Consider the following 23,682-nt stretch of genomic DNA (forward strand, 5'->3'; position numbering starts at 1 on the left):
GAGCCCTACTCGCCCCCGGGTGGGTTGTCGCCTCCCCCCTCCATGCCGAGCTTGCCCCGCCGACAGGTTCCAGGAGGACACGCACATGGCGTCTGGGAAGCAGGCAGGAGCGCGGGACACACGGCGAAAACGTCAGGAGGCGCGCAAGGTGGGCTACGTGGTGGTGGGGCTCGGACACTTCGCCCAGGACGCCATCCTCCCCGCCTTCCAACACGCGAAGAAGAACTCGCGGCTGGTGGCGCTCGTCTCCGGCGACCCCAGGAAGCAGCGCGTGCTGGGCAAGCGCCACGGCGTCCCCGTCTACGGCTATGAGCAGTTCGAGGAGTGCCTCGCCCTGCCCGAGGTGGATGCCGTCTACATCGCCCTGCCCAACTCCCTTCACGCCGAGTACGCGGTGCGCGCGGCCCGGACCGGAGCCCATGTGCTGTGCGAGAAGCCCCTGGCGCTCGACGAGCGGCAGTGCCTGGACATGATTCGCGCCGCCGAGGACAGCGACGTGAAGCTGATGACGGCCTACCGGCTGCACTTCGAGTCCACCCACCTCGCGGCCATGGAGGCGGTGCGCAAGGGGAGGATTGGCGAGCCGCGCCTCTTCAGCTCGTCCTTCAGCTTCCAGATTCAAGCGCCCAACATCCGCCTGGAGGCGGACAAGGGCGGCGGGGTGCTCTGGGACATCGGCGTCTACTGCGTCAACGCCGCGCGCTACCTCTTCCGCGCCGAGCCCGAGGAGGTGTTCGCCTTCCGGGCCCGGGGCAGGGACGAGCGTTTCGCCGAGACGGAGGAGGCCATGTCCGCGGTGCTGCGCTTCCCGGACGACCGGCTGGCCTCCTTCAACGTGAGCTTCGGCACCGCCTCCACGGGCACCTACCAGCTCGTGGGCACGAAGGGCAGCCTGCGCCTGGAGAACGCCTACGACTACCAGGGGAAGATGACCCTGGAGCTGGAGACGAAGGGCAAGAAGAAGCGCACCCTGCCCGTGCGCGATCAGATCGGCCCGGAAATCTCCTACTTCAGCGACTGCATCCTGAACGGCCGCGAAGTCGAGCCGAGCGGCTGGGAGGGACTGGCCGACGTGCGCATCATCCGCGCGCTCTACCAGTCCGCGGAGACGGGACGCGCGGTGCGGCTGGAGCCCTTCGAGAAGCGCCAGCGGCCCACCGGGGAGCAGGAGCAGCGTCAGCCGCCCACCCATCCGCCCGAGCCCGTCAACGCCTCTCCGCCCATGGGCGGGTGAGGGAAGTTGGTTCCGCGAGAAGCGGAACAACTTTCGTGGAATCCGCACTTCCGCTGGAGCGCGGCGTGGTGCATCTTCCCCGCCCCCCGCCGCTTCCACGCGGGGTCATCCAGGAGCCCTGTTGCATGTGTCGCGCGCTCACCCTGGTGGGTCTGCTGCTCTCTTCCCTCCCCGTGGCGGCCCAGGGAGGCCCCACGCCCACCGTGGAGGCCGAGGTGCTCGCCCGGCGCCTGGGTGAGACGACGTGGGGCATGGAGGAGCTGCTCGCCGGCAAGGTGGAGCAGGTGACCATCACCCTGCGGGTGGAGGAGCTGGACGGGGACGGCAACGTGAAGCACACCCAGGAGCGGGTGGATCGCGTCACGGTGAAGGACGGCCAGCACCACCGGGAAGTCCTCCAGGCGCGCAAGGACGGCGAGGACGCCACCGAGGCCCTGCGCAAGGACCTGGAGGAGCGCCAGCGCAAGGGCGAGGTGCGCACGGCGTTCAACTCGGTGAACCTGCCCTTCGCCGCCTCGTACCTGGCGCAGCACCGCTTCTCGCTGGCGGGCCCGGACCCCCGCGAGCCCCACACGCTGCGGCTGCGCTTCGAGCCCCGCGCCGATGACACCCGGGCCCCCTCCGTCCACAAGGGCGAGGCGGTGGTGGACCCCAGCTCGGGCCAGCTCCTGCGGCTCGTCTACAGTCCCACGGAGCTGCCGGACATGGCGGACCGGGTGGACGTGCGCATGGACTTCCGCGCCCAGCCCGGCGTGGGCCAGGTGCTCGACACCCTCCACGTGGACGCCGAGGGCGGCTTCCTCTTCTACAAGAAGCACCTGCGCATCACCGCGCGCTACTCCAACCTCGTGCTCGCCAAGGCCCAGGCCTCCCGCTAGCCCCGAGGCTGGAAGGCGATGGCCTCCCGGCTCGCTCGCCGTACTCACGAGCCAGGTCCACATGACCTTTGACATCGGGTTGGGCTTGCTGACTTCACAGGTCACGGGTAGACTGTGTCCATGAGTCATGGCTCGCTCGACAGTCCCTGGACGCAGCTTGAAGAAGCACCCGCGACTCCCCATGCTCCGGGCATGAGCGGGTCGAGACGCAAGGCCACCTACGAAGACCTGGAGAGCGTTCCCCCCCACCGCGTGGGGGAGATCGTCGATGGCGAGTTGTACGTGAGCCCTCGCCCGGCTTCGCCTCATTTCCGGGCCGCCTCTCGGCTCGGAATGCTTCTGGGAGGACCCTTCGACCTCGGAGAGAGAGGACCTGGAGGCTGGCTCATCGCGTACGAGCCCGAGCTGCACCTGGGCGAGGACGCCCTGGTCCCAGACCTGGCGGGCTGGCGCCGGGAACGAATGCCCCAGATGCCGCACACCGCGGCCATCACCCTGGCCCCCGACTGGGTGTGCGAGGTGCTCTCGCCCTCCACGGCGGTGCTGGACCGGGAGAAGAAGATGAAGGCCTATGCCCGCGAAAGCGTGAGCCACCTGTGGTTGGTAGATCCACTCCAACAGGCGCTGGAAGTCTACCGGCTGGAGCGGCGGCGCTGGAGCCGGCAGGGCCACTGGAGCGGCGAGGCCACCGTGCACGCCGAGCCCTTCGCGGTGCTGCCGTTGAAGCTCGCCACGCTCTGGGAGCGATGACCCGGGGGCGTGCGCCCCTCACGCCTGTGGCGCGGTCCAGATCTCCGTCAGCTTCCGGGCCACCACGGAACCACCGAATCGCTCCGCGGCGGCCCTGGCGAGCAGGGACCTGTCATTCAGGTGGAAGGCCCGCTCCACGGCCTCGGCGAGGCTTCGCGCGGACAGGTCTCCGGCGATCTCCCCCAGCCCGCCCTCGAGCATGAAGGGGAAGGGATAGACGGGGAAGGTGACCACGGGCGTGCCGCACAGGAGCGCCTCCACGGCGGCGTAGCCCCACTCCTCGTAGAGGCTGGGGAAGAGGAAGACATCCGCCGAGCGCATATGGGCCTGGACCTGCGCCGCCGGGAGCGGCCCGGTGAAGCGCACGTCGATGCCCTCCGGCAGGGTGCGCGCCAGCGCCTGGAGCCGCTCCGGGTTCTTCCCAATCACCTCCAACTGGAGCCGCCAGCCGCGCGGCACGAGGTAGCGCAGGGACTCCAGGGCGAGGAGGAGGTTCTTCCTCGGGTGGGAGAGGTCTCCACTGCAGATGAGCAGCCTCTTGAGGTCCTCCGCGCGCCCCTCGTGTGCCGGGGACAGGTTCGGGCGCTCCACCTGGACGGGCGGAGGGCAGAGCATGGCCTGGATGCCCTGGGAGCGGAGCTGGGCGGAGAGCGAAGGCGTCGGAGCCACGACGCAGTCCGAGGCGCGGTACCCCTCCACATCGCCGAGGTAGTGGGAGAACGACTTGAGGGTCATCACCATCCGCCGCAGCAGGTTGCCGCCCCGCGTATGCCGCCAGGTCTCCACGGCGCGAAGCACGGGCTCGTGGGGGTAGAACCACGCGGCCGAGACAAGTCGGCGCGCGAAAGGGCGGATGGCCGGAGCCAGACCCGGGCGGTTGAGGTGGACCACGTCGAAGCGCTGCCCGGTGCATGCGAGTGCCGAGGCCAACCCGCGCTCCAGCCGGCGCCGCTCGAGGCGGGGCCAGAAGCGCGCCGCCAGACGGGCCACCCGGCCGGGAGGAGCGATGTCGAGCTCCAGGATGCGAACCCCGGCCAGTCCGAGGCACGAGCGGAGACGGGAGGCTGCGGACGTCGTGGCCGCCAGTGTCACCTCGTGCCCGGCCGCCACGGCGCTGGCCGCGACCTGCTCCGAGTACGTGTCGATGCCGTTGAACCCGCCTTCATGCACCCCGACGAGCAATCGCAACCGGGAGACGCATTCGGACTGGCCAGGAGCATCCACATCGGCCTCCTCTGAGGATCGCGGAGCGCGACGAGGAGGGATGTAGTGCTCCCTGTTCCTACTGCCTCCTGCCCGCCAGGACGGAGTGAGCGTGAAGGTTTCCAGGCAGACAGCAGTGTCGCGCATGGACTCCACGGACGTCTGCTATTGCATGCATGAGAAAGCGTTTCCCACCGCGTGAGAGCACACGGAGGCGTCTCTCATGCGGCTCGAGCGGGCTGTAACTCACGGTTGGATGGATTGCGGCTCACGCGGTTTCCGCGAGCGCGCCGAGACCGGCGCGTAGCACTTGCCTTGGTATTCGGCATCATCCTCATAACAGGGCGGGCGTTTCTCAAGGGTCTTCCAACAGCCGCCGTTGATCTCCACCTCCCCCTTTTTCGGCAGGCACGGCGCCTTCGCCTGATCGCTGAAGGGCTTCGATGGGAGGGGATAGGTGATGCCAGCCGGGCTATCCTCACCCGTGTCCACCAGCGTGGGCGCGCGGCCCCCCTCCACCACCTGCACGGCAACCCCACCGGCCTCGTGCTGCTCGCTCCGCTGGTTGTCGAAGTAGGCCTGCACGTGCACCGCGATCATCAGCAGCACCAGGGCCACGACGAGCAGTTCGATGCTGTAATCCGCCCCCTTCTCCAGCACCCGGCGAGCACCCGAGGTCCACCGCTTCAGCCGCCCCTCTGGCGGATGCGTCAGGTGTCTGCGAGCTTCGTCGCTCCACTCCACCCGCTCCATCAGGCGGGTGAGCATCTCGAAGAGCCCCGCCAGTCCCGCCAGCCCGCCCGTGGCCGGCGCCTGTTCCACCTCCAGTGCCACGTAGGGCGGCCGGTCCCGGGTCGTGACGCGCACCGACCAGTCCTCCTCGGACTCACCACACTCGCCCGGGCCCGGCACCAGCACCAGCGCTGGCTTGTCCGTATGCACGTTGTGCGCCTCGTAGAGCCGGCCCAGGTCCTCCTCCGAGCCCTTGCTCCCGTGCCGCCTGCCGAGCCGATAAGGGCCCAGCCTCCCATCCTTGCCGCGCTCCGCGTCCGTCATGCGAGAGTCTCCTCCCGCCCGCTTCTACACCTGCAGGCCCAGCCCGTCGCCCGTCCAGCCGCTGGACTCTACGCATCGACGTCAACCTGACATGCGCCGCATCGCTCCGCGGGGCGAGCCCCGGCTCACGAGACGAGTCGCGAGTGCATCAGCCCGCCTCGACGAGCGCCGCGAGTCTCTCGAGGGACAACCGCCAGCCGAGCTCGTTGTCCGCGGGCGACACGCCGCTCGGTACCCCCTCGTGCACGGCGAGGACATCGGTGCCACCGTCCTCTGCATCGGCAAGCGAGAGGGTGAGCGTCATCTCGCCGCGCAGCGCGGGATCCGTCGTCTCGAACTCGACCACTTCGACCACCTGCTCGTCCGGCACGAGCTTCACGAAGCGGCCGTGATACGTGTCGGTGTGCGCGGTCGTCTTGCCGGTCCCGGTCGGTGCGTCGTACGTGAGAGAGATGCGGATCGAGCCACCTTCGCGGGGCTCGAACACATGCACGTGGCTGGTCATGCCGGGCGGCACCCTCCACGCCGAGACCGCGCGCGCATCGACAAGCGCGCGATAGACGCTCGCGCGGGGTGCATTCACGTGGCGGGTGATGCGGGTTGAACTCATGCCCGAACACTAGCAAATGCAAGAGCCACAGCGGGGTTCCGGCGCGGTGGAAAGACTACCCTCGGGTACGAGAAACGAAGGTGTGCTTCGATGAGCGAGGCTGCCCGGCTTCCGGGTCTACCTCCTCTGAGGCTGACGCCTGCTTCGCTCCAGACACCTTCCCGGTGGGCATGAGATACGTACGGACAACCTTCTCCAGCCCAGCGATCTCCCCATCGGTCAACATCGAGAAGCGGGTCTCACGCTTGCTCTTGGAGAGACGCCCTCCATTCTGCCGGCAGAGCGACACGAAGAGGTTGGCATCTTGCTCTCGCAGGTCCACCACCTCCGCCATGGCCTTCCGCGCCTCGCGAAAGCGGGCGATGAAGTCGAGTTCCTGCTGAAGCTCGGTATCCACCGTCTCGAAGACCCAGTGGTAGAGATCCTCCGCCATCCGAGTCGCATCGAAGTAACGATACAAGGGTGCACTATCCCCCTGGACCGTGACCTTTCCATCCTCACCTTCGGTGTAGTCGAGCAACTTCATCAGCGGACGGGAGAAGCTCTCCAGGCACTTGTCGTACTCCATTCGCCTCGACTCCATGACCGCTGAGACCGGGAAGATGAAGTCTCCAGGAGTGACCCCACGCCTTGAAAGGATGTAGTGGATGAGCAACCGGTGCAGTCGGCCATTCCCATCCGGGAAGGGATGAATGAAGACGAAGCCGAACGACGCGACGGCCGCATCGACAACCGGATCGCACATGGACCTGGCCATCCGTTCCATGCAGTGGAGCAGACCAGACATGAGTCCAGGCACGTCACCGGGCTTGGGAGCAATGTACTCGATTCGCTGGCGCGTCAGCCCCAAGGGCATGGCCACATAGACCTGGTCGTCGCGGTAATCCCCACGCGCGTAGCGGGGATCCACTGTCGCGCCCTGGAGTTGGACGAGTTTCTCCTTGGAGAGTGCGCTCAGTTTCGGGACACCCTGGAGCAGTGCGACGAACCGTTCTTCCTTGTTCGCGCTTGGGCGTTCACCCTCGATGGCGAACGAGGAGCGTGTCTCCTTCGTGTAGAGATAACCCGCCGCACGGTGCAGGGCGTCAGGGTCATATTGCTCGACGATGCTGGCAACCCTGGCTCGGATGTCCTTGCGCTCGAATTCCGCCAGTTTTTCCGTCCGCCGGACGATCGGAGAAAAGTTCCGGTCGCCCAGGAGGTTCTCATCGATGCGCTGCCGCCGGAAACGCTGCGGAACTCCCGTGTAATAGGCCTCTGGATCGAGCAGGAAGATGTAGTTTCCCTTGCTGAGATCCGAGACGGGCAGCCGACGGTCGGTCAACCACTCGTACAGGAACCAGATCCGCCGACGGTACTGTCCCAGGGGTTGTGAGCGAATCGCGTCCACCAGCTCTGCCTCGAAGGCTTCTCGATCCACGCGCCGGAAGAAGGTCGCCAGCACCTCGAGGTTGAGGCCCTCATGCTTCAGGGCAAACTCCAGCTGGTCCATGGTGCGTGGCCCAGGCGCGTACCCGGGTGGGAACACGATGCGGGTCTGGGACTCATCGTGGATTTCACGGCGGACGTTCGTCGTCCCTAGAAAGCTGAGCCGGTGCGGAGCAAGCACCGCCAATGCGAACTCGGAGATGAGCCACGCATAACCGATGGGCGCCGTCCCCTGGGGCGGCTCGATGTGGTTCGCCGGTCCCGTCGGAATGAGGACCCGACCTGCTGTCGGGCCAATGCCTTCGCCTCGCTCGGCCAGGTGCGCCCGGCACATGTTGGCCCATTGGCCCGAGTCCCGGAGCCGTCCATCGACGACGGCAGGGGAGGACCTGCCCTCCTTCTGGCAGAGCTGGCAAGCAGGCGAACTCTCGATGAGTGCCGTCCACCCCTCGACCTTCCGGCCCTCCTCCAAGAGGCGATCGAGCTGGGTGAGTTCGGGCATGAGAGACCCCAAAAAAGTTAGACTTGAGTGAAAGTGCTTATAAAATGCCCATCCCTCCGAAAATCAATTAGGCTTACGGCCTCTGCCGCCTTTCGACGCCCCCTTCGTGCTCCTCCGCCAGGTGTGCAGATGTAGGAGCCCCTCGGGTCAGTGCATTCGCCCTTGACAGAGAGAAGCGTCGAGGCCGGAGCGCTTGAATCCCGACGAGGTGGGCTCATCCGCGCTGGTCGACTGCTCACCTGTGCTAGACCCGTCCGCCCGATGGCCACGAGCGACGAGCTGACGGCAGCAGATCTGGAGCGGTTGTCACGGGCCGAGGCGCCCGACCTCGCGGAGGCCGTGCTGGCCTTCCTCGAGCAGCCCGACAAGGTCCCCGAGAAACTCCCCCAGGGCGCCCTCGCCTTCGACGGGCTCCTCAACCTCCTGCGCCAGTCCCAGTCCCGCCACAGCGCCGAGGCCCGCCACACCGGCGCCCGCGAGGCCTGGCAGCGCTACCTCGCCCAGAAGGACGTCCCCCTCCCCGCGCGCTTCGCCCTCGCGGACCTCCTCGTCTCCCTCTACGAGCGCAACACCAGCGCCTCCCGCGCCGTCCTCTTCGCGCTCGCCCGCAAGGCAGACCTCCGCTTCGGCCTCTGGGGCGGCCTCAAGCGCATCTACAAGCTCGCCGAGGCCCGCCATGACGCCGAGATGTTCGGCGTCCTCGCCTGGCGCTTCGACACCGAGCGCTCTGAGTCCTACCGCTCCCGCGACGTCTCCCGCGGCACCCTCACCTACCTCCAGCGCCGCGCCTGGCGCTACCTGCGCCAGCTCGGCATGGCCGTCCCCGAGCTCTACCCCCAGTTCGCCATCGAGGTGCTCCGCCACTACGAGCCCGATACCTCCTGGCGCTCGTGCTGGCTCTCCAACCACATCTGGGCGCACGAGAACGGCAACTACTCCGCCAACTCCTTCTCCATCGAGCCCCCCAGCGACATGGTGAAGAAGCGCGCCTTCACCGACGCGTGGAAGCGCTCGCCCGATGCGCTCATGCGGCTGCTCGACACCTGCCAGTCGGACCCCGCCGCCCGCTTCGCCATCCAGGGTCTGCGCAAGGACTTCCCCGATACCCTGCGCAGCAACATCACCCCCGCCTGGTTGGACAGACTCGCCCGCCGCCCGCTCGCCAGCGCCCATGACTTCCTCGTGGAGACCCTCCAGGGCTCCCCCGAGTTCCACCAGGGCAAGCTGCGCGGACTCGGGCTCCACGAGGCCGTGCTCGCCCTGCTCGTCTCCGAGAGCAACAAGGCGCGCACCTACGCCATCGAGTACGCCCGCGCCCATGCGCAGGACCTCCCGCCCGAGCGCCTCGCCGGGCTGCTCGAGGGCGAGCACACCGACGTGAAGGCCTTCGCCGCCGCCGTGCTGGAGAAGCGCAACCCGCGCGAGCTCGGCCCGGACTTCCTCGGCCGGCTGCTCGTCCACAAGCAGACCGCGAAGTTCGCCGCCAAGGCCCTCGAGCAGAGCTTCGATCGCGCCGAGCTCACCCAGAAGTTCCTCTTCGACATGCTCTTCGGCGACGAGGAGCAGATGGAGTGGGCCACGAAGTACCTCAAGTCCAAGTACGGCAAGGGCGAGCTGCCCCCGTCCTTCTGGAAGGCCCTGCTCGATGACTCGCGCCTGGAGTCCTACGGCAGCGACGTGGAGGAGCTGGCCCTCGAGTCCCTCAAGGCCTTCAAGCCGGCGGACATCGGCGCCGACTGGCTGCTGGACCGCGCCATCCACCCGAACTTCGGCGACACCGTCTCCGGCTGGCTCGGCGAGGCGGAGGCGCTGCCCGGCCTGGACGTGGAGCGCGTGAAGGGGCTCGTCTTCAACGCGAAGTACCGCGAGGTGGCGCTCAAGCTGCTCGGCAACCGCAAGCTCTTCGCGCCGAGGGACGTGGGCATTGCGTGGTTGCTGGCGCTCGCCCGGCGCGCGGACCCCACGCTGCACCAGTTCGCCCACCGCTACCTGCTGGAGAACGTGTCGCCCGCCGACTTCAGCGAGTCCGGCGAGGCCGCCGCGGGCCTGGAGCGCCTCTTCGAGCTGGCGCTCGGCGCGAAGCAGCCCGCGCCCGTGCGGACGTTCGCCCAGACGTACCTGCGCTGCCACCACCCCGTCATCGGCCCCGAGCAGCCCGAGTCCAAGTCCTACCAGCTCAAGCCCAAGGCGCCTCGCAACGCGTACACCCCCGAGCGGCTGTGGCCCGCGCTGTTCGACGCCCGTGATGACGTGCGTCACTTCGCGCTCGCCGTGACGCGCGTGGAGCTGCGCGCCTGGGGCTGGCACACCCGCGTGTACGAGCTGGCCGAGGCCAACGCCAAGGAAGTGCGCAACCTCGCCTATGACGCCCTGCTCGAGGCGGGCGAGGAGGGGGCCGACAAGCGCCGCACCCTCACCCCCGAGGAGTTGGACCCCGTGAAGGTCTTCACGCTCACCGAGAGCACCAAGCGCTCCACGCGCGAGGTGGCCGTGGAGCTCATCCGCCGCCACTACGCGCGCCTGGGCGGGCCCGAGCGGCTCGCATGGTTGATGGAGAGCGCCGACCGCGAGGTGGGCCTCTTCGCCATCCGCCTCCTCTGGGAGAAGCACCGCCCGCTGCACCTGCCCGAGGGGTGGAAGCCGTCGGGGGCCGCGGAGTCTCCGGTGGCCGCCACCGAGCGCTTCGCCAACGTGGAGGCGCTGCGCACCTTCCTGCGCCGCATGCTCTTCGGCCTGCCCCCGGGGCGCTCCAAGGAAGGCCGCGAGGGCAACGTGGTCCGCCGGGTGTCCGCCAGCGAGGCCAAGCGCCGGGTCATTGAGCTGGTGCGTGATTTGGGATTGGAAGACGAGAGCTTCGCCCGTGTGGTGACGCCGGTGCTCGGTGAGTTCACCGGCTCGCTGGCCAAGGGCGAGTGGCAGAGCTGCCTGTCCTCGCTGGTGAGGCTGCGCGCGGCGCACCCCGGCGTGGAGCTCGGGGGACTCTGACGGCAGGCCGCGTGCCTGGAGTCAGAAGTCCTGCCGGGCCTGGGCGAGGGTGTACTCCGTCTGGGCGGGGACGAAGGTTCCCGTCTTCTCCACGAGCCACGCGGGAGCACCCTGGGGCAGGTAGAAGTCCTCCTCGAAGGGGGACAGCCCCAGGTGGTGCAGGTACTCCTTGAGCATGTCGAAGGTGAAGCGGTCTCGCAGCCTGCGCGCCTGGTAGCGATCCAGCTTCTCGAAGGGCAGGGGCTCACCGGACTGGCCGAACACCCATTTGCCTCCATCGTTGGAGACATAGAGGGTGCGCAAGTAGTTGAGCCAGTGCGTCTGCTGGGGTCCGTACAGCTCGAACATCACGGCCCCATAGCGCCCCTTGTCGCCACGCAAGGTGTGGGGCACCGCGACCACCCGCATGCCCCGGCAGCCCAGCGTCCGAGCCATATAGGACATGACACTCCCGGCATCGGTCCCACCCCACCCGTTCTCGACGTACGCCGTCCAGGGGCTTCGTGTCGGAATGAAGAGGTCTCGCCGTGCCTCCGGGCTGGTCAGGGGCAGCAGGGACGAGAGGGCATGCTCCAGGGAGCCCGGAACCGGGCGTACTTCCACGGCAATGCCACGGGGCGCCATCAGCCCTGCCTGCCATGCCGCGAAGGCACGGGCGGCATGCTCCGCACCGGTCTCCAGAAATCCCATCTCCGAAGTGATGGGGGCCCATCGGTTATCGAGGAGCAAGCCCTTCATGTTGTCGGTCATCGGCTGGTGGCGGCCTCGAAGTCAACCTCGATGGTCCGAGCCCCGGCGCTCACCGTCCCCGGCAAGCCCCCAGCGGAGACAGGACCACTCTGCCCATACCACCGAGGAGCCCTCGCCGGGGACTGCACAGCGCATCCCGTGAGCCACAGCAGGAGCGCCAGCCCGCTCAATCGATGAAACCACCCGGCCGTGAGTCGCACCCGGGACACGTTGCCGGACAGGCGCGGAAACCTGAAGGACGGCGGAAGTAGATGGCCGCTCCTGTGCTAAACCCCCCCGACCGGAGGATTCCGACGTATGGCTTCACTCTCCATCGGCCACTACGAGAAGGTCCGCGCGCTCGCGGCCACCCCGCGCCTGCTGCTCGTCGGCGGCTCCCGTGCCGCTTCCAACAGCCGCCTCACTGCCTACGAGCCCTCCACCAACAAGGTGGCCTGGACCGTGGACCTGCCCGCCGCCGTCCTCGGGCTCGCCCATGCCGGGGAAAGCTGGGTCGCCGCCTGCGCCGATGGCTCCGTGCGCATCGGCGCGCTCGGCGATGGCTCCGTGCAGCGCGAGCTCAAGGACGCCCACCGCGGCCCCTGCACCGCCGTCGCCCTCAGCCCCGATGGCGCCCGCGCCTTCACCGTGGGCCTCGATGGTTTCCTCCGCGCCTGGGAGCTCGCCAAGGGCAAGCGCGTGCACGAGTGGCAGGCCTCGTCCCAGCCCCTGCGCGCCGTCGCCGTGGACCCCTCCGGCACCTATGCCGCGTGCGGCGGTGACGACTCCGTGGTGCGCTCCTTCACGCTCGCCAACGGGGCCCGCCGCGACATGCCCGGCCACGAGGGCGCCGTGCGCGCGCTCGCCTTCACCCCGCGCGATGGGCGCCTCGTCTCCGCCGGAGATGATGGCAAGCTGCGCATCTGGTACCTCGTCGGCGCCGTCGAGCACGAGGTCCGCGGCGACAAGGACTCCGGCCATACCGGCGCCGTGACCGCCCTCCTCTTCCCACCCACGCCCCCTCCCGAGCGCGGCGAGGAGGCCTCCGACCGCATCTTCTCCTCCGGTGACGACGGCAAGGTGAAGGCGTGGCGCCTGGACGAGCGCCGCAAGCCGCGCACGCTCGACTGCGGCAGCAAGCCCGTGTACGCCCTCGCCTTCGCTCCGCCCGTCAGCGCGCGGCAGGCCAAGGTGCAGCTCGGCTTCGTCTACGCCGGTGGCGAGGACCGCACGGTGCGCCGCTTCGAGCTGGACACCGAGGGCAAGCCCACCAACGACACCGTCTCCTTCTCCCACGGCTTCGACCTGCTCGAGGAGTCTCGCAAGGGCAACCGCCCCAAGCGCGAGGCCTCCGTCCGCGAGGCCGCCGCCCTCGAGGAGCCCGAGGCGCTCGACTTCGTCCTCGCGATGCTCTCCTCGGACCGCGAGTACGAGGTGCGCAAGCTCGCCGCCGAGGAGCTGGGCCGGCTCGGCCGCACCGGCGCCCGCGTGAAGCTGCGCGAGCGCCTCGACGACGAGCACCCGGCCGTCCGCGCCGCCGCGCTGGAGTCGCTCGCCACGCTGGAGAAGGAGTCCCCGCTCGCCGCCCCGCGCGCCGCGCTCGACTCGCGCTACCCGGACACGCGCATCGCCGGACTGCGCCGCCTGGCCACGCTCGGGGGCACCTCGCCGCTCGTGCCGGGCCTCATCTCCAGCAAGCTGACGGACTCGGATGCCACCGTCTCGACAACAGCGCTGGACGCGCTGGTGGAGGTGTTCCCCCAGGACAGCACCGAGCCCCTCAAGACGGCTTTCGAGCGCGGCACCTCCCACCTGCGCGCCGAGGTGCTCATCCGCGCCGCCGGTGCCGGTTGGCTGGGCTCGCCCCAGTTGCAGCCCCTCGTGGCCCGGGCCCTCGATGACTCGGACGCGGACGTGCGCCGCGTGGCCTTCACCGTGCGCGTGCTGGAGCGCCGCCCGCTCGCCCACGTGCTGGAGGAGAAGGACGAGGACTTCGCCCGCGCCGCCCTGGACGTCGCGCGCCGCCTCGCCCGCAAGCCCCGGCCCACGGATGACGAGGCCCGGGCCGCCCGCGCCGCCCTGCCCGGCACCGGCAAGGCCGGCGAGCCCCTCGCCGAGGCCAGCCTGGAGCCGCTGCTCGCCGCCATGGCCTGCCGCACTCCCGACACCGCCGTCCGTGGCGCCCGCGGCCTCGCGCAGCTCGGGGATGCCCGGGCGCTCGGTGCGCTGCTGCAACTCTCCCGCGAGCCCGATGCCGCCATCCGCCGTCAGGCCGCCGAGGCCCTCCGCGCCCTCCAGGACGCCCGCGGCCGCGAGCGCCTCGTGTGGATGCTGGATGACGAGAACGCCGACGTGCGCGCCACCGCCCTCGACGCGGTGGTGACGCTCGACACCGAGGCGCCCCTCTCCACCGCCGAGGCCGCCCTCCGCTCCTCCTTCGAGGACGTGCGCGTCCGGGGCCTCGACCGGCTCGTGAAGCTCACGGGCAAGCGCTCCGAGGCCGCCGTGCACCTGCTCGGCGATGCGCTCGAGGACGAGTCCGCCAAGGTGCGCGACGAGGCCTTCCGCACCCTCTGGGCCTGGAACGAGAAGAATCCCCAGGAGGCCCTGGAGCGCGCGCTCGCCGGCCGCTTCCCCGACCTGCGCCGCCGCGCCGTGGACGAGCTCGCCGCCCGCATCAAGGAGGGCCCGGCCCTCGAGCGGCTGAAGAAGGTCGTGGGGGACCGCGACGCCGGTGTGGCCCAGGCCGCCTATGAGGCCTGGGTGAAGCACGTGGGCAAGGAGCAGGCCGAGCCGCACCTGGCCGCCTTCGACACCGCCCACGCCTCGCTGCGCACCCTCGCCGCGAAGAACGCCGCCCAGGCTCCCGCCGAGGCCGTGCGCTCGCCCCTCCTCAAGCTGCTGCTCGCCGAGGAGCCGCAGGTCTACCTCGCCGCCATCGAGGCGCTCGACAAGCTCATCAAGAACGAGAACGGCCCCCTGCTCGCGGGCCTCGGCTCCGGTGAGCTGCCCCTCAAGGTCCGCGCGGCCGAGCTGCTCGCCGCCCGCGGCGCCGAGGACATCATCGAGCCGATGCGCAACCTCCTCACCGACAAGGAGTTGCAGCGCATCCACCCGCCGGCCTTCCTCGCCCCGCTGCGCCACCGCGCCGCGAGCGCCCTGGCCACCCTCGGCTCGCGCCGCCTGCTGTCCTTCTTCGCCACCACGCTCCTCAAGGACGAGGCCAGCGAGGTGCGCGAGCAGGCCGCCCGCGGGCTCGCCACCGCCAGCCGCCGGGGGGACGAGGGCTATCTGCTCGACGCGCTCGGGCACGCGGACGTCGCCGTGCGCTCGTGGGCCGCGGATGGCCTGTCCCGCCTCGGTGACATCCGCGCCCTGCCCGTCCTCACCGGCAACCTGCGCCACGAGCACCAGCCCATCCGCATCGGAGCCATCCTCTCCTTCGCGGCGCTCGGGCCCGACGGCGACAGCGGCCTGCTCCACGGCCTGGAGGACCGTTCCCGCGAGGTGCAGGAGACCGTCTTCGCGATTGTCCTCGCCCGCGACCTGCGCGCCTCGCGCCGGGGCGAGCCGCCCGACCTGCTCATCAGCGCCCTCTCCAGCGGCCGGCCCGAGGTGCGTTACGCCGCCGCCCGCGCCCTGGAGCTGCGCACGGAGACGGAAGCCTCCCACGCCCACCTCGTCGAGGTGCTCCAGCCGCCCCGCCCCGAGAAGGCCGGCGACATGAAGGACTGGCCCGCCGAGGCCGAGCGCGCCCGCGCCATGGTGGGACTCGCCGAGGCGCTCGCCAGCGACGTGCCCGAGCAGCGCTACGCCGCCGCCCAGGTGCTCCAGCTGCGCCACAAGCCGCTCGACTACTTCCGCGAGGCCGCGAAGGTGGCCCGCCCGCGCTCGCTGGAAGCGCCGTGGAAGCCCGAGACGTCGCCCCAGGCCCAGGCCCGGCCCGTGGAGGAGAAGCCCGCGCGCAACTGGCTGCGCCGCCTCTTCTCCACCCCCTCCGGCAAGGCCGCCTCCGCCGAGCCCTCGCCCGAGGCGCTCGTCTCCGCCGAGAAGCAGCACCTGCGCCGGCTCGCCTTCGGCGCCTACGTGGGCCTGCTGCGCCAGGTGTCCTCCGGTGACGACGAGGGCCACCGCGTGCGCCGCGATGCCGTGGACCGCGTGGTGAAGCTCACCCAGGAGGGCCATGCCGGCACGCCCGCCGCCGTGGCCGCCCTGCTGCGCGCCCTCGAGGATCCGCACCAGCTCGTGCGCAAGGCGGCCCTCGCCGGCCTCAAGGAGCTGTACCCCGCGGGCTCCGATGAGCCACTGGCGCTCGCCCTCGCGTCGCTCTCCGCGGACGTGGCCCGCGCCGCGCTGGACGAGCTCGCCGCCCGGGGCACGTCCGCCAAGGGCCGCCTCGCCGCCGCGCTCAACTCGCCCCTGTCCGACGTGCGCAAGTACGCCTTCGAGCTGCTGGAGCGCCTCAGCCCTCCGGGCAGCCTCGAGCCCCTGCTGGCCGCGCTCGGCAGCGAGCACGCGGACCTGCGCGTGGGTGTCATCGAGCGGCTCGCCGGGGCCAACGACGCACGCGTCACCGAGGCGCTCGGCCGCGCGGCGGGCAGCGAGCACGAGGACCTGCGCCTGCGCGCCGCGGAGTTGCTCGCCTGGCGCCAGGATGACCGCGCCGTGGAGGTGCTCGCCGCCTTCCTGCGCTCGGAGAACGCCTCGGCGGTGAAGCGCGCCCAGGAGGCCCTGGCCCGGCTCGGCTCGGCCGCCGCCGTGGGGGCCCTGGCCGCCCGGCTGCGCGCCACCTCGGAGCAGAACGAGCGCTTCGCCCTCGTGAAGGCCCTGGGCCACACCCGCCGGCCCGAGGCCGTGGATGCGCTCGCGCGGCAGCTCGACGACGAGGCCGCCACCGTGCGCTACGCCTGCGTGGGCGCCGCCATGGAGGTGGCCACCCCGCCCCAGAAGGACGAGAAGGGCGAGACGAAGCGCGACATGGCCCTGGCGATGCGCTTCCTCCGCGCGGCCGTGCGCAGCGCGGACCCGAACGTGCGCAAGGCCGCCGCCCTCGAGCTGGTGCAGGGCGACGACGTGGGCCAGGACGAGCTGCTCGCCGGCCTCTTCGCGGACCGGGACCTGACGGTGCGCATGGAGTCGGTGGCCGGCTACGCCTCGCGCGTCATCCACAAGGGCGCGAAGGTGGAGCCGCTGGAGGAGGTGCTGCGCGGCGGTGCTCGCGAGCTGATGCTGCCCGCCGCCGAGGGCGTGGCCTCCCGGGGCCGCACGAGTGCCCTGCGCCCGCTGCTGCTGTACGTGCGCGCGGGCGAGGAGGGAGAGCGCGAGCGGGCCCTGCTGGCCCTGGGCACGCTCGGAGACGCGCGCGCCCTGTCCGAGCTGGAGCAGGTGGCCGCCGGTGGCACGCCCGAGGCGCCCGTGGAGGAGAGCATGGTGGCCGCGGCCCTCGAGGGCCTGGGCCGGCTCGCCCCGAAGCTGCCCGAGGGCGAGGATCGCCGCCGCGTCGAGGAGAAGGTGGAGCTCGCCGCCATGGAGGGCCGCTCCATCGAGCAACAGCAGGCCGGTGTCCGGGGCCTGCGAGCCATCGGCGGCGAGCGGGCGCGCTCCCGGCTGGAGACGCTGCTGGCCGACGACAACGTCAACAACACGGTGCGCCTCACCGCGGCCGAGGAGCTGGGCAAGCTCGGGGACCCCGCCGCCGAGCTCACCCTGGCCAAGGCGCTGGATGACTGGGATGACGATCTGCGCGCCGCGGCTCGCAAGGCGCTCGACGCCCTGTTCCCCCAGGAGCGCATCCGGGTGGAGCTGCTCGCCGTGGCCAGCGAGCAGGAGGACATCTCCGAGCCCGCCGCCAGCTACCTCGCCACCGAGGCGGACCCCATGCAGCTGCTCCCGCGTCTGGCCACGCTGGACAAGGAGGAGCTGCGCCAGCGGTTGCGCAGGGGACTCGTGCGGCGCGCGTCGCTGCCCGCCGGAGCCCTGGCGAACCTGCTCGGCCACGAGAAGCCCTCCGCGCGCGAGGAGGCCGCGTGGCTGGTGGGCGCGCGCACCGGTGAGCAGGAGGCCTCGCGCGCCTGGTCCACCGACGACCGCGCCGTGCTGGGCCGTGCCATCGCCACCGCCGAGCGCCGCACGGCCTCCGAGTGGGCCTCCACGCCCGCCCCGAAGCGCGAGCCCGTGGAGACCGCCTGGGAGCGGCTGCTGTGGGCGGGCTCGTGCCTGGGCGTGAGCGAGCTGGCCAAGGCGGGCAAGGACATCCTCCAGGGTGGAGAGGCCAAGGCTCCGGCCGGGGTGCGCCTGGAAGCGGCCCGCGCGCTGGGCCGGCTGAACACCGCCCCCGAGGCCCTGCGTGCCGCCCTGTCCGACCCGGACGCCGGGGTGCGCGAGGCCTCCACCTCCGCCCTGGCCCGCATCGCCCCCGAGCGCGCCGCCGAGTGGGCCCTGGCGGTGCAGCCGTTCGACCCGGTGGCCACGGGCCCCGCGGGAGGAACGGTGCGCAGCCCGAAGCAGCTCGCCACCTCCGAGGCGCGCCGCATGGCCCTGCCCTCGGTGCTGGCCGGCAAGGAGCTGGAGCCGCTGCGCCCGCTCGCCACGAACAAGGATGAGCAGGTGCGGCAGGATGCGTGGGCCGCGCTGGGCCGCCTGGGCGGCACCGAGGCCGCGGAAGTGCTGCGCGGCCAGGCCTTCGACAAGTCGCAATCCGTGGAGCTGCGGAAGGCCGCCTACCGCGCCCACAAACGTGCACTCCGCGCCGCCGAGCGCGCCCGGAAGGACCAGAAGGAAGGGAGCCCGTCGTGAGCACCGCCACCCACCACGCCGTCGAGCTGCGTTACGCCACCACGAGTGACGTGGACGCTGGCGCCAATGCCTCGCACGTCCAGCTGGCCCTGGAGGGCTCCCGTGGCACCGTGGGCGTGCGCGGCAGGGTGCGCGAGCCCGCCCTCTTCCGCGATGCGCTCGCCGCCACGCTCGGCATCCTCGCCAGCGACTTGCGCTACCGGGGCAAGGACCGGACCGCGTACCTCGCGTACCTGATGAAGCAGGGCAAGCGCGCCACGGCTCAAATCTGGGAGGCGCAGAAGGCCTTCCTGGAGCAGTCGCTCGAGGGCGAGCAGAAGGCGGACGCGGTGCTGGACCCTGTCCTCACCGTGGATCCGGACCAGGTGTCGCTGGAGGTGTTCTCCCGCGACGAGAGCGCCTATGCGCGCCTGTCCTTCGACAACGCGCTCTTCGAGGGCCGCGAGGCCGCGCACGGCTCCACCTTCCTGGACGTGCCCGCGGATCTGCTGGCCAAGGTGGACCGGCTGCGCACCTATGTGCCGGTGTCCCTGGAGGCCCACGTGGCGCTGCCCGGCGGCGCCGGGTCCCGCGCCCCGCGCAACGTGGAGGTGCCGCACGCGTGGTTGCGCGGCTTCCTCCAGGTGCAGTCCGCCGCCACGCTGCCCGCGAGCACCTGCACGCTGGCGCCGATTGATTTGTACAACCTGCTCTTCGCGCTGCGCACCCGGAAGGCGAAGAAGGCCCCGCGCGCCCTGCGCTTCGAGCTCGTCCCCGGCATGCAGCCGAGGCTCGTGATTGAACCGTGGGAGCTGGTGCTGGAGTGCCACGGGCCGAAGTACCAGGGCAGCGCGCCCGCGGTGGTGCGCACCTTCGGACGGCAGCGGCTCGCGGCGCTCGCGCGGCTGTTGCCCCATGCACAGGGCGTGCGCGTGCAGATGCTCGGGCCCGGCCTGCCGGTGTTCTGGGTGATTGAGCTCGGCCCAGCGACGCTGACGCTGGCGCTCACCGGGTGGACGGAGAGCGGCTGGTCCAGCGCGGCGGCCTTCGATGCGCTCATGCCTCGCGAGGTGCCGGACGGGCTCGCGGAGAAGCTGCGCAACCGGCTGCGCAAGGAGGGCCCGCTGAGCTTCGAGGCGCTGGCCTCGGGGACGGACTCGCCGAAGGACGCGGTGCGCGGGGCGTTGCAGCTCGAGTGCCTGCGCGGGCGCGTGCTGTATGACATCGCCAAGGGGACGTACCGGCCGCGCGAGCTGCTCTCGGCGCCGGTGGACGAGGCCGTCATCCGCTACGGCAACGAGCGCGAGGAGCGGGCGCACCGGCTGCTGGGAGACGGAGGCCCGGGAGCGGGCGAGGTGAAGCTCACCAAGGTGCACGAGGTGGTGGGCGTGGGCACGCGGCTGAGCGGCGAGGTGGTGGACCGCGAGGCGGTGCGCAGCTTCTTCCCCGGCTTCATGTTGGACCTGGAGGGCCGGGTGCGCGAGGCGAGCTGCGGCTGCCCGCCGTACCGGCGCTCGGGGATGCGCGAGGGCCCGTGCGAGCACATGATCGCCCTACGTCTGGCGTACGCACGGCAGCGGGCGCAGGAGGAGGCGCTGCGGCAGACGCCGAAGGGACGGGCTCAAATCCGCGCGGAGACACGCTCGTACGTGCGGCGCGACGAGGCGGGCCAGGAGCAGGTGTACCGGGTGTCGCTGGACGGCAAGCTGGTGTCGGTGGAGTGGGGCCCGCGCCTGGGCGAGCAGCGCCACCAGCGGCTGTGGTTCGACACGGACGGCGAGGCCCGCACGGCCTACTTCGCGCGCCTGGAATCGCTGGCCGCCGAGGGCTTCATCGACTCGGTGGGCGGGGCGGTGTAGGCGTCACCAGGAGAGGCTCGCGGGAGGCTCACACGCCTCACCCGGTGATGATCTTCCCCATCGCCTCCGCGAGCTTCTCCGGCGTGCACACCAGGATGTCCATCCCTTCCTTGCGCAGCCGGCCCGCCGTGCTCCGGTTGTATTGAGGCTGCGCGTCATAGCCGAGCGCCCCCAGCCCCACCATGCGCACGTTCGCGTCCACCAGCCGCCGCACCACTCGCACGAGGTCCTCCTCGGAGCGGCCTTCGTAGAAGTCGGTGATGAGCACGACGATGGTGCGCGCGGGCTCGCGCACCAACCCCGAGCAGTACTCGAGGGCCCGGGTGATGTCGGTGCCACCGCCCAGCTGCACGCTCAGCAGGACGTCCACCGGCTCTCCGACCTTGTCGCTCAGGTCCACGATCTGCGTGTCGAAGAGCACCAGCGACGTCTTCACCCCGGGCAGCTCCGCGAAGATCGACGCCATCACCGCCGAGAAGATCGCCGACTCCAACATCGAGCCGGACTGGTCCACGCACACGATGACGTGCCAGGGCCGCTTGTTCCTCTCGGCCGCGTGGAACCAGATCCGGTCGATCAACAGCTTCTGCCGCTCGCCGTTCCAGTTCTTGAGGTTGCGCCGCAGCGTCGTCCGGAGGTCCAGGTTCTTGAACACCCGCCTCGGCGAGTGCTTGTCCTTGCGGATGGCTCCCGTGATGGCCTGCTCCACCCGCACCTCGAGCTTCTTCTTGAGCTCGTTGACCACCTTGTCGATGACCTTGCGCGCGAGCACCCGGGTCTTGGGCGTCAGCAGATCCTTGTGCGTCAGGAGCGTCTTCACGAGCTCCACGTTGGGCTCTATCCGCTCCAGCAGGTCGGGCTGCTCCAGCAGCTGGCGGATGCCCTTGCGCTGGACGAGCTCGCGCTCCAGCACCTCCCTGGCCTGCCGGGGAAACAGCTCGTTCACCGAGTCGATCCACCGAGGGACCGTGAGGTTCGAGCCGCTCGAGCCGCCGCCCCGCTCGTTGAAGAGGAAGTCGAGCGCTTCCTCCGCGCCCTCGCAGTCCCCGTCGCCCACGCCGGGCGAGAGGTGCAGGCCGCTCTGCTCGGCGCTCTTGCCGAGCACGAGCCTCCAACGATTGAGCAGCCCGCGCTCCTGGTCGCTCAAGTCCTTCAGCGACCGCGCCCCGGGCTTTCGCGGCGTGCTCATGCGAAGTCCCACTCCTTCATGATCTCCCCCACCCGCGCGTCCAGCTCGGAGAGCTTCAGCGCGGCGCCGACACTCGTCTCCAGCTTCGTCACCGCCGCCGCGTCGTCATCCTGGAGGCCATACATCACGGCGACCCGGTCCCCGAGCGAGATGCGCGCGCGCTCGTGCACGGCCTCGAAGGCGCCGCGCGTGCGCGGCAGCAGCATGAGGAACTGGTCCCAGCTGGCCACGCGTAGCAGCTCGTCGATGGCATGGACGATGCCATCGGCGCCGAGCATCAACGCCGTCCTGCTCGTCTCCATGACGCCGCTCAGGTAGTCCCCGCACTGGACCATCTCCTCGGGCAGGGCCCTGGCGAAGCGCGCCACGTCGGCGGCGAGGTCCTCGGGCGATTGCGCGCGGATCTCCGTCAGGACGCCAGAGAGCGCGCCGCGCAGGCGCTGGCTCTTCGAATCGGCGAGCGTGGTGCGCGCGTTCTCGATGAACAGGTCGCGATCCAGGCTCGCGCCCTTCTCGCCGATGAGCACCTCCGCGAGGCTCTTCACCCCGGCCACCACCTCGTCGAACTCCTCGGGCGGGACATTGGCCGCGTTCGGCATGGCGAAGCACGCGCGGCCGAAGCACCGCTGGATGAGGCCGTCGAGCAGGTCCTTGTTCAGACGGCGCCGGGCGGCCTGACGCTCCAGCACCACCAGGTGCGTCAGCGCCTTTCCGAGCGAAGCCAGGCGTGTGTCCGCGTCGATGGCCCCGCCCACCGACGCCTGCAGGCGCAGCACCATCCCGGGGAGATCCATGTTCACGGCGCGCAGCAGGCGCTCCGCGACGGCGCCGGCCGAGCCCGCCTCCCGCGCCAGCTCCTCGTCGAGCCTGGCGAGCGCCGCGGACTCCACGCTGTCGCCGTGGACGCTCTCCTCGATGAGCGCGGCCTCGGCCTTGGGGGTCCACGCGACCTCCCACTCCTCGGTGAACAGGGTGCCCGCCTTGTCCACGTTCAGCTGCCGGGCGAAGGGGATGCCCATCTGCGCGAGCCGGTGGAAGAAGATGGATCGCCGCTCGTCCTCCGCCTGTTGCAGCTTGAGAACGACCTTGGCCTTCCTGTCCTGGGTGACGTGCTCGCCCAGGTCCAGCTCGTCGAGCGCCTTGTAGAAGTCGTAGAGGAGCGGGAGCTTGCCGAGCGCGGGGGTGACGCGGCCCACGGCCGTGCCGGTCTCCACCGCCTTCATCGCGCCCAGCAGGTACCTGCCCTCCTCCTGCGGCGAGCCCTTGCAACAACAGGAGATCAGCGCATCCCGCACGTCGTCGAGGATGGGCGCGGAGCGGTTGCGCAGGCTCGCGAGCATGCGCGCATGCTGCGTCACCGAGATGGCGTCCGCCGGGGACAGGAGCTCTCCGTCACGCCGGCCGCGCGCCAGCACGCCGACCACGTGATCCACCATCGCGGCGACGGGCGCGTTCGCGGGGTCGGACTCGGAGTGCTGGAACAGGCGCTCGTAGTAGAGGGGAGCGCGGTTGCCGGCCCCATAGCCGGTGCCGGAGCTCGTCCTCAGGTACGAATACGGCGCCAGGGAGTTGTACACGGTGCCCGGCGGAAGGGCCCGGCCAGGCTCCGTGCTCTTCTCGAGGAAGATGTGGAAGCCTCCGCACACCACCATGGCCTTCTCGGGCGGCGTCCGGGTCTCGGCGAGGGTGCGGGTGATGGTGCTCCACATGTGCGCTTCGCGCAGGAGCGTGCCGTCGGACTCCATCCACTCGCGGGGGGTGGTGGCGCGCACCGCGGCGCAGAAACAGGCCAGGTCGCGCCGGAAGCTCTCCGTGTCCGCGTGGCGCGAGGGCACGTCGAAGAGCGCGTCCCAGCACTCGTCGAAGGTGCGGTACCCCGCCGCGTCCGCGAGCTTCTGGTAGAAGCTGCTCTCCACCGCGAGGTGCTCCCAGCCGGGCTGGCTCTCGGGGTGCTCGGCCACGGGAGGCGCGTCATCCCGGGTCGGCGGGCCGCTCTCCCGTGGCGGCCCCTGGAGGCCTCGCTCGGCCGCGCTCTTCACCCGGGCACGGAAGGGCAGATCGATGAACACCACGCGCGCCCCGAGCGCCACCGCCTCGCGCATGGCCACGTACTCGGGTGAGTACGAGAGCAGCGGATAATAGACGGACACCTTGAAGGGCACGTCGGGCGCCGGGCTCTCGATGCCCGCGAGCCCGAGCACGTTGTCGTCGTCGCGGTACGAGGAGAACAGCGCGATCGGCGGCTTCGTCTTCTTGTCGACGATGTGCGGCACCAGCTCCGAGGCGTCCGAGGGCGCCTCGATGAAGACGATCGACGGCCGCCGCGCCTGGATGCTCCGGGCGACGTGGCGGGCGACCGTGGGCGAGTGATGCCGCACCGGGAACCAGTGGAGGGGCTCGGCCAGCACGGCGTTCGCGCGCGCTTCGATGCGCCCGGCGTCGAGCTCCTCGAGGAGCTGAGCGATGGGGGAGGCGGGGGTCATCG

General features: G+C 70.7%; 13 protein-coding genes. 6 read left to right on the top strand and 7 right to left on the bottom strand.

The annotated features are described in order from the left end of the window. Positions 1–85: 85 nt before the first annotated feature. From VFZ09_RS48690 to VFZ09_RS48700, 3 genes are all read left to right on the top strand, one after another. The gene (locus tag VFZ09_RS48690) at positions 86–1,234 is read left to right on the top strand and encodes a Gfo/Idh/MocA family oxidoreductase (RefSeq protein ID WP_329734702.1); all 1,149 of its coding nucleotides are present in this window, start codon (positions 86–88) and stop codon (positions 1,232–1,234) included. A gap of 125 nt (positions 1,235–1,359) precedes the next feature. Continuing rightward, on the top strand, positions 1,360–2,112 hold the full coding sequence (locus tag VFZ09_RS48695) for a hypothetical protein (RefSeq protein ID WP_329734703.1): 753 nt from the start codon (positions 1,360–1,362) through the stop codon (positions 2,110–2,112). Positions 2,113–2,304: 192 nt separating this feature from the next. After that, positions 2,305–2,862 carry a Uma2 family endonuclease gene (locus tag VFZ09_RS48700; protein WP_329734704.1) on the top strand — a complete coding sequence of 186 codons (558 nt, stop codon included), beginning with the start codon at positions 2,305–2,307 and terminating at the stop codon, positions 2,860–2,862. 18 nt (positions 2,863–2,880) lie between these two features. Here the strand turns inward: VFZ09_RS48700 and VFZ09_RS48705 are convergent, their stop codons facing one another. From VFZ09_RS48705 to VFZ09_RS48720, 4 genes are all read right to left on the bottom strand, one after another. Beyond that, positions 2,881–4,086, bottom strand: coding sequence for a glycosyltransferase family 4 protein (locus VFZ09_RS48705; RefSeq protein ID WP_329734705.1), 1,206 nt, complete (start codon positions 4,084–4,086; stop codon positions 2,881–2,883). 225 nt (positions 4,087–4,311) lie between these two features. Then, a complete protein-coding gene (locus VFZ09_RS48710) occupies positions 4,312–5,121 on the bottom strand; it encodes a hypothetical protein (RefSeq protein ID WP_329734706.1) in 810 nt (269 codons plus the stop codon). Between the two features lie 148 nt (positions 5,122–5,269). Then, a complete protein-coding gene (locus tag VFZ09_RS48715) occupies positions 5,270–5,731 on the bottom strand; it encodes an SRPBCC domain-containing protein (protein WP_329734707.1) in 462 nt (153 codons plus the stop codon). Positions 5,732–5,786: 55 nt separating this feature from the next. Next, positions 5,787–7,661 (bottom strand): Fic family protein, encoded by a 1,875-nt coding sequence (locus tag VFZ09_RS48720; RefSeq protein WP_329734708.1) that lies wholly within the window; start codon positions 7,659–7,661, stop codon positions 5,787–5,789. Between the two features lie 261 nt (positions 7,662–7,922). Between VFZ09_RS48720 and VFZ09_RS48725 the strand changes: the two genes are divergently transcribed. Beyond that, positions 7,923–10,646: a hypothetical protein gene (locus tag VFZ09_RS48725; RefSeq protein ID WP_329734709.1), complete on the top strand. Its 2,724-nt coding sequence runs from the start codon at positions 7,923–7,925 to the stop codon at positions 10,644–10,646. Positions 10,647–10,667: 21 nt separating this feature from the next. Here the strand turns inward: VFZ09_RS48725 and VFZ09_RS48730 are convergent, their stop codons facing one another. Then, positions 10,668–11,090, bottom strand: a complete 423-nt coding sequence (locus tag VFZ09_RS48730; protein ID WP_329734710.1) for a hypothetical protein — start codon at positions 11,088–11,090, stop codon at positions 10,668–10,670. 603 nt (positions 11,091–11,693) lie between these two features. Here VFZ09_RS48730 and VFZ09_RS48735 point away from each other — a divergent pair. Both VFZ09_RS48735 and VFZ09_RS48740 read left to right on the top strand, forming a co-directional pair. Beyond that, positions 11,694–18,170 carry a HEAT repeat domain-containing protein gene (locus VFZ09_RS48735; protein ID WP_329734711.1) on the top strand — a complete coding sequence of 2,159 codons (6,477 nt, stop codon included), beginning with the start codon at positions 11,694–11,696 and terminating at the stop codon, positions 18,168–18,170. Then, a complete protein-coding gene (locus VFZ09_RS48740) occupies positions 18,167–20,008 on the top strand; it encodes an SWIM zinc finger family protein (RefSeq protein WP_329734712.1) in 1,842 nt (613 codons plus the stop codon). Before VFZ09_RS48735 ends, VFZ09_RS48740 begins: the two co-directional genes overlap by 4 nt. Before the next feature lie 37 nt (positions 20,009–20,045). On the opposite strand, the gene VFZ09_RS48745 is transcribed toward VFZ09_RS48740, so the two are convergent. Then, positions 20,046–21,197, bottom strand: a complete 1,152-nt coding sequence (locus VFZ09_RS48745) for a VWA domain-containing protein (protein WP_329734713.1) — start codon at positions 21,195–21,197, stop codon at positions 20,046–20,048. Further along, positions 21,194–23,680 (bottom strand): DUF5682 family protein, encoded by a 2,487-nt coding sequence (locus VFZ09_RS48750; protein WP_329734714.1) that lies wholly within the window; start codon positions 23,678–23,680, stop codon positions 21,194–21,196. Before VFZ09_RS48750 ends, VFZ09_RS48745 begins: the two co-directional genes overlap by 4 nt. Between the last annotated feature and the right edge of the window lie 2 nt (positions 23,681–23,682).

Origin of the sequence: Archangium sp. (genome assembly GCF_036277355.1) — a bacterium.
Classification (GTDB): Bacteria; Myxococcota; Myxococcia; order Myxococcales; family Myxococcaceae; genus Archangium.

Coding starts and splice junctions, on each gene's coding strand:
- VFZ09_RS48710 (WP_329734706.1), bottom strand. CDS start 5,121: ATGACGGACGCGGAGCGCGGCAAGGATGGGAGGCTGGGCCCTTATCGG.
- VFZ09_RS48720 (WP_329734708.1), bottom strand. CDS start 7,661: ATGCCCGAACTCACCCAGCTCGATCGCCTCTTGGAGGAGGGCCGGAAG.
- VFZ09_RS48735 (WP_329734711.1), top strand. CDS start 11,694: ATGGCTTCACTCTCCATCGGCCACTACGAGAAGGTCCGCGCGCTCGCG.
- VFZ09_RS48745 (WP_329734713.1), bottom strand. CDS start 21,197: ATGAGCACGCCGCGAAAGCCCGGGGCGCGGTCGCTGAAGGACTTGAGC.
- VFZ09_RS48715 (WP_329734707.1), bottom strand. CDS start 5,731: ATGAGTTCAACCCGCATCACCCGCCACGTGAATGCACCCCGCGCGAGC.
- VFZ09_RS48695 (WP_329734703.1), top strand. CDS start 1,360: ATGTGTCGCGCGCTCACCCTGGTGGGTCTGCTGCTCTCTTCCCTCCCC.
- VFZ09_RS48750 (WP_329734714.1), bottom strand. CDS start 23,680: ATGACCCCCGCCTCCCCCATCGCTCAGCTCCTCGAGGAGCTCGACGCC.
- VFZ09_RS48700 (WP_329734704.1), top strand. CDS start 2,305: ATGAGCGGGTCGAGACGCAAGGCCACCTACGAAGACCTGGAGAGCGTT.
- VFZ09_RS48725 (WP_329734709.1), top strand. CDS start 7,923: ATGGCCACGAGCGACGAGCTGACGGCAGCAGATCTGGAGCGGTTGTCA.
- VFZ09_RS48730 (WP_329734710.1), bottom strand. CDS start 11,090: ATGTCCTATATGGCTCGGACGCTGGGCTGCCGGGGCATGCGGGTGGTC.
- VFZ09_RS48690 (WP_329734702.1), top strand. CDS start 86: ATGGCGTCTGGGAAGCAGGCAGGAGCGCGGGACACACGGCGAAAACGT.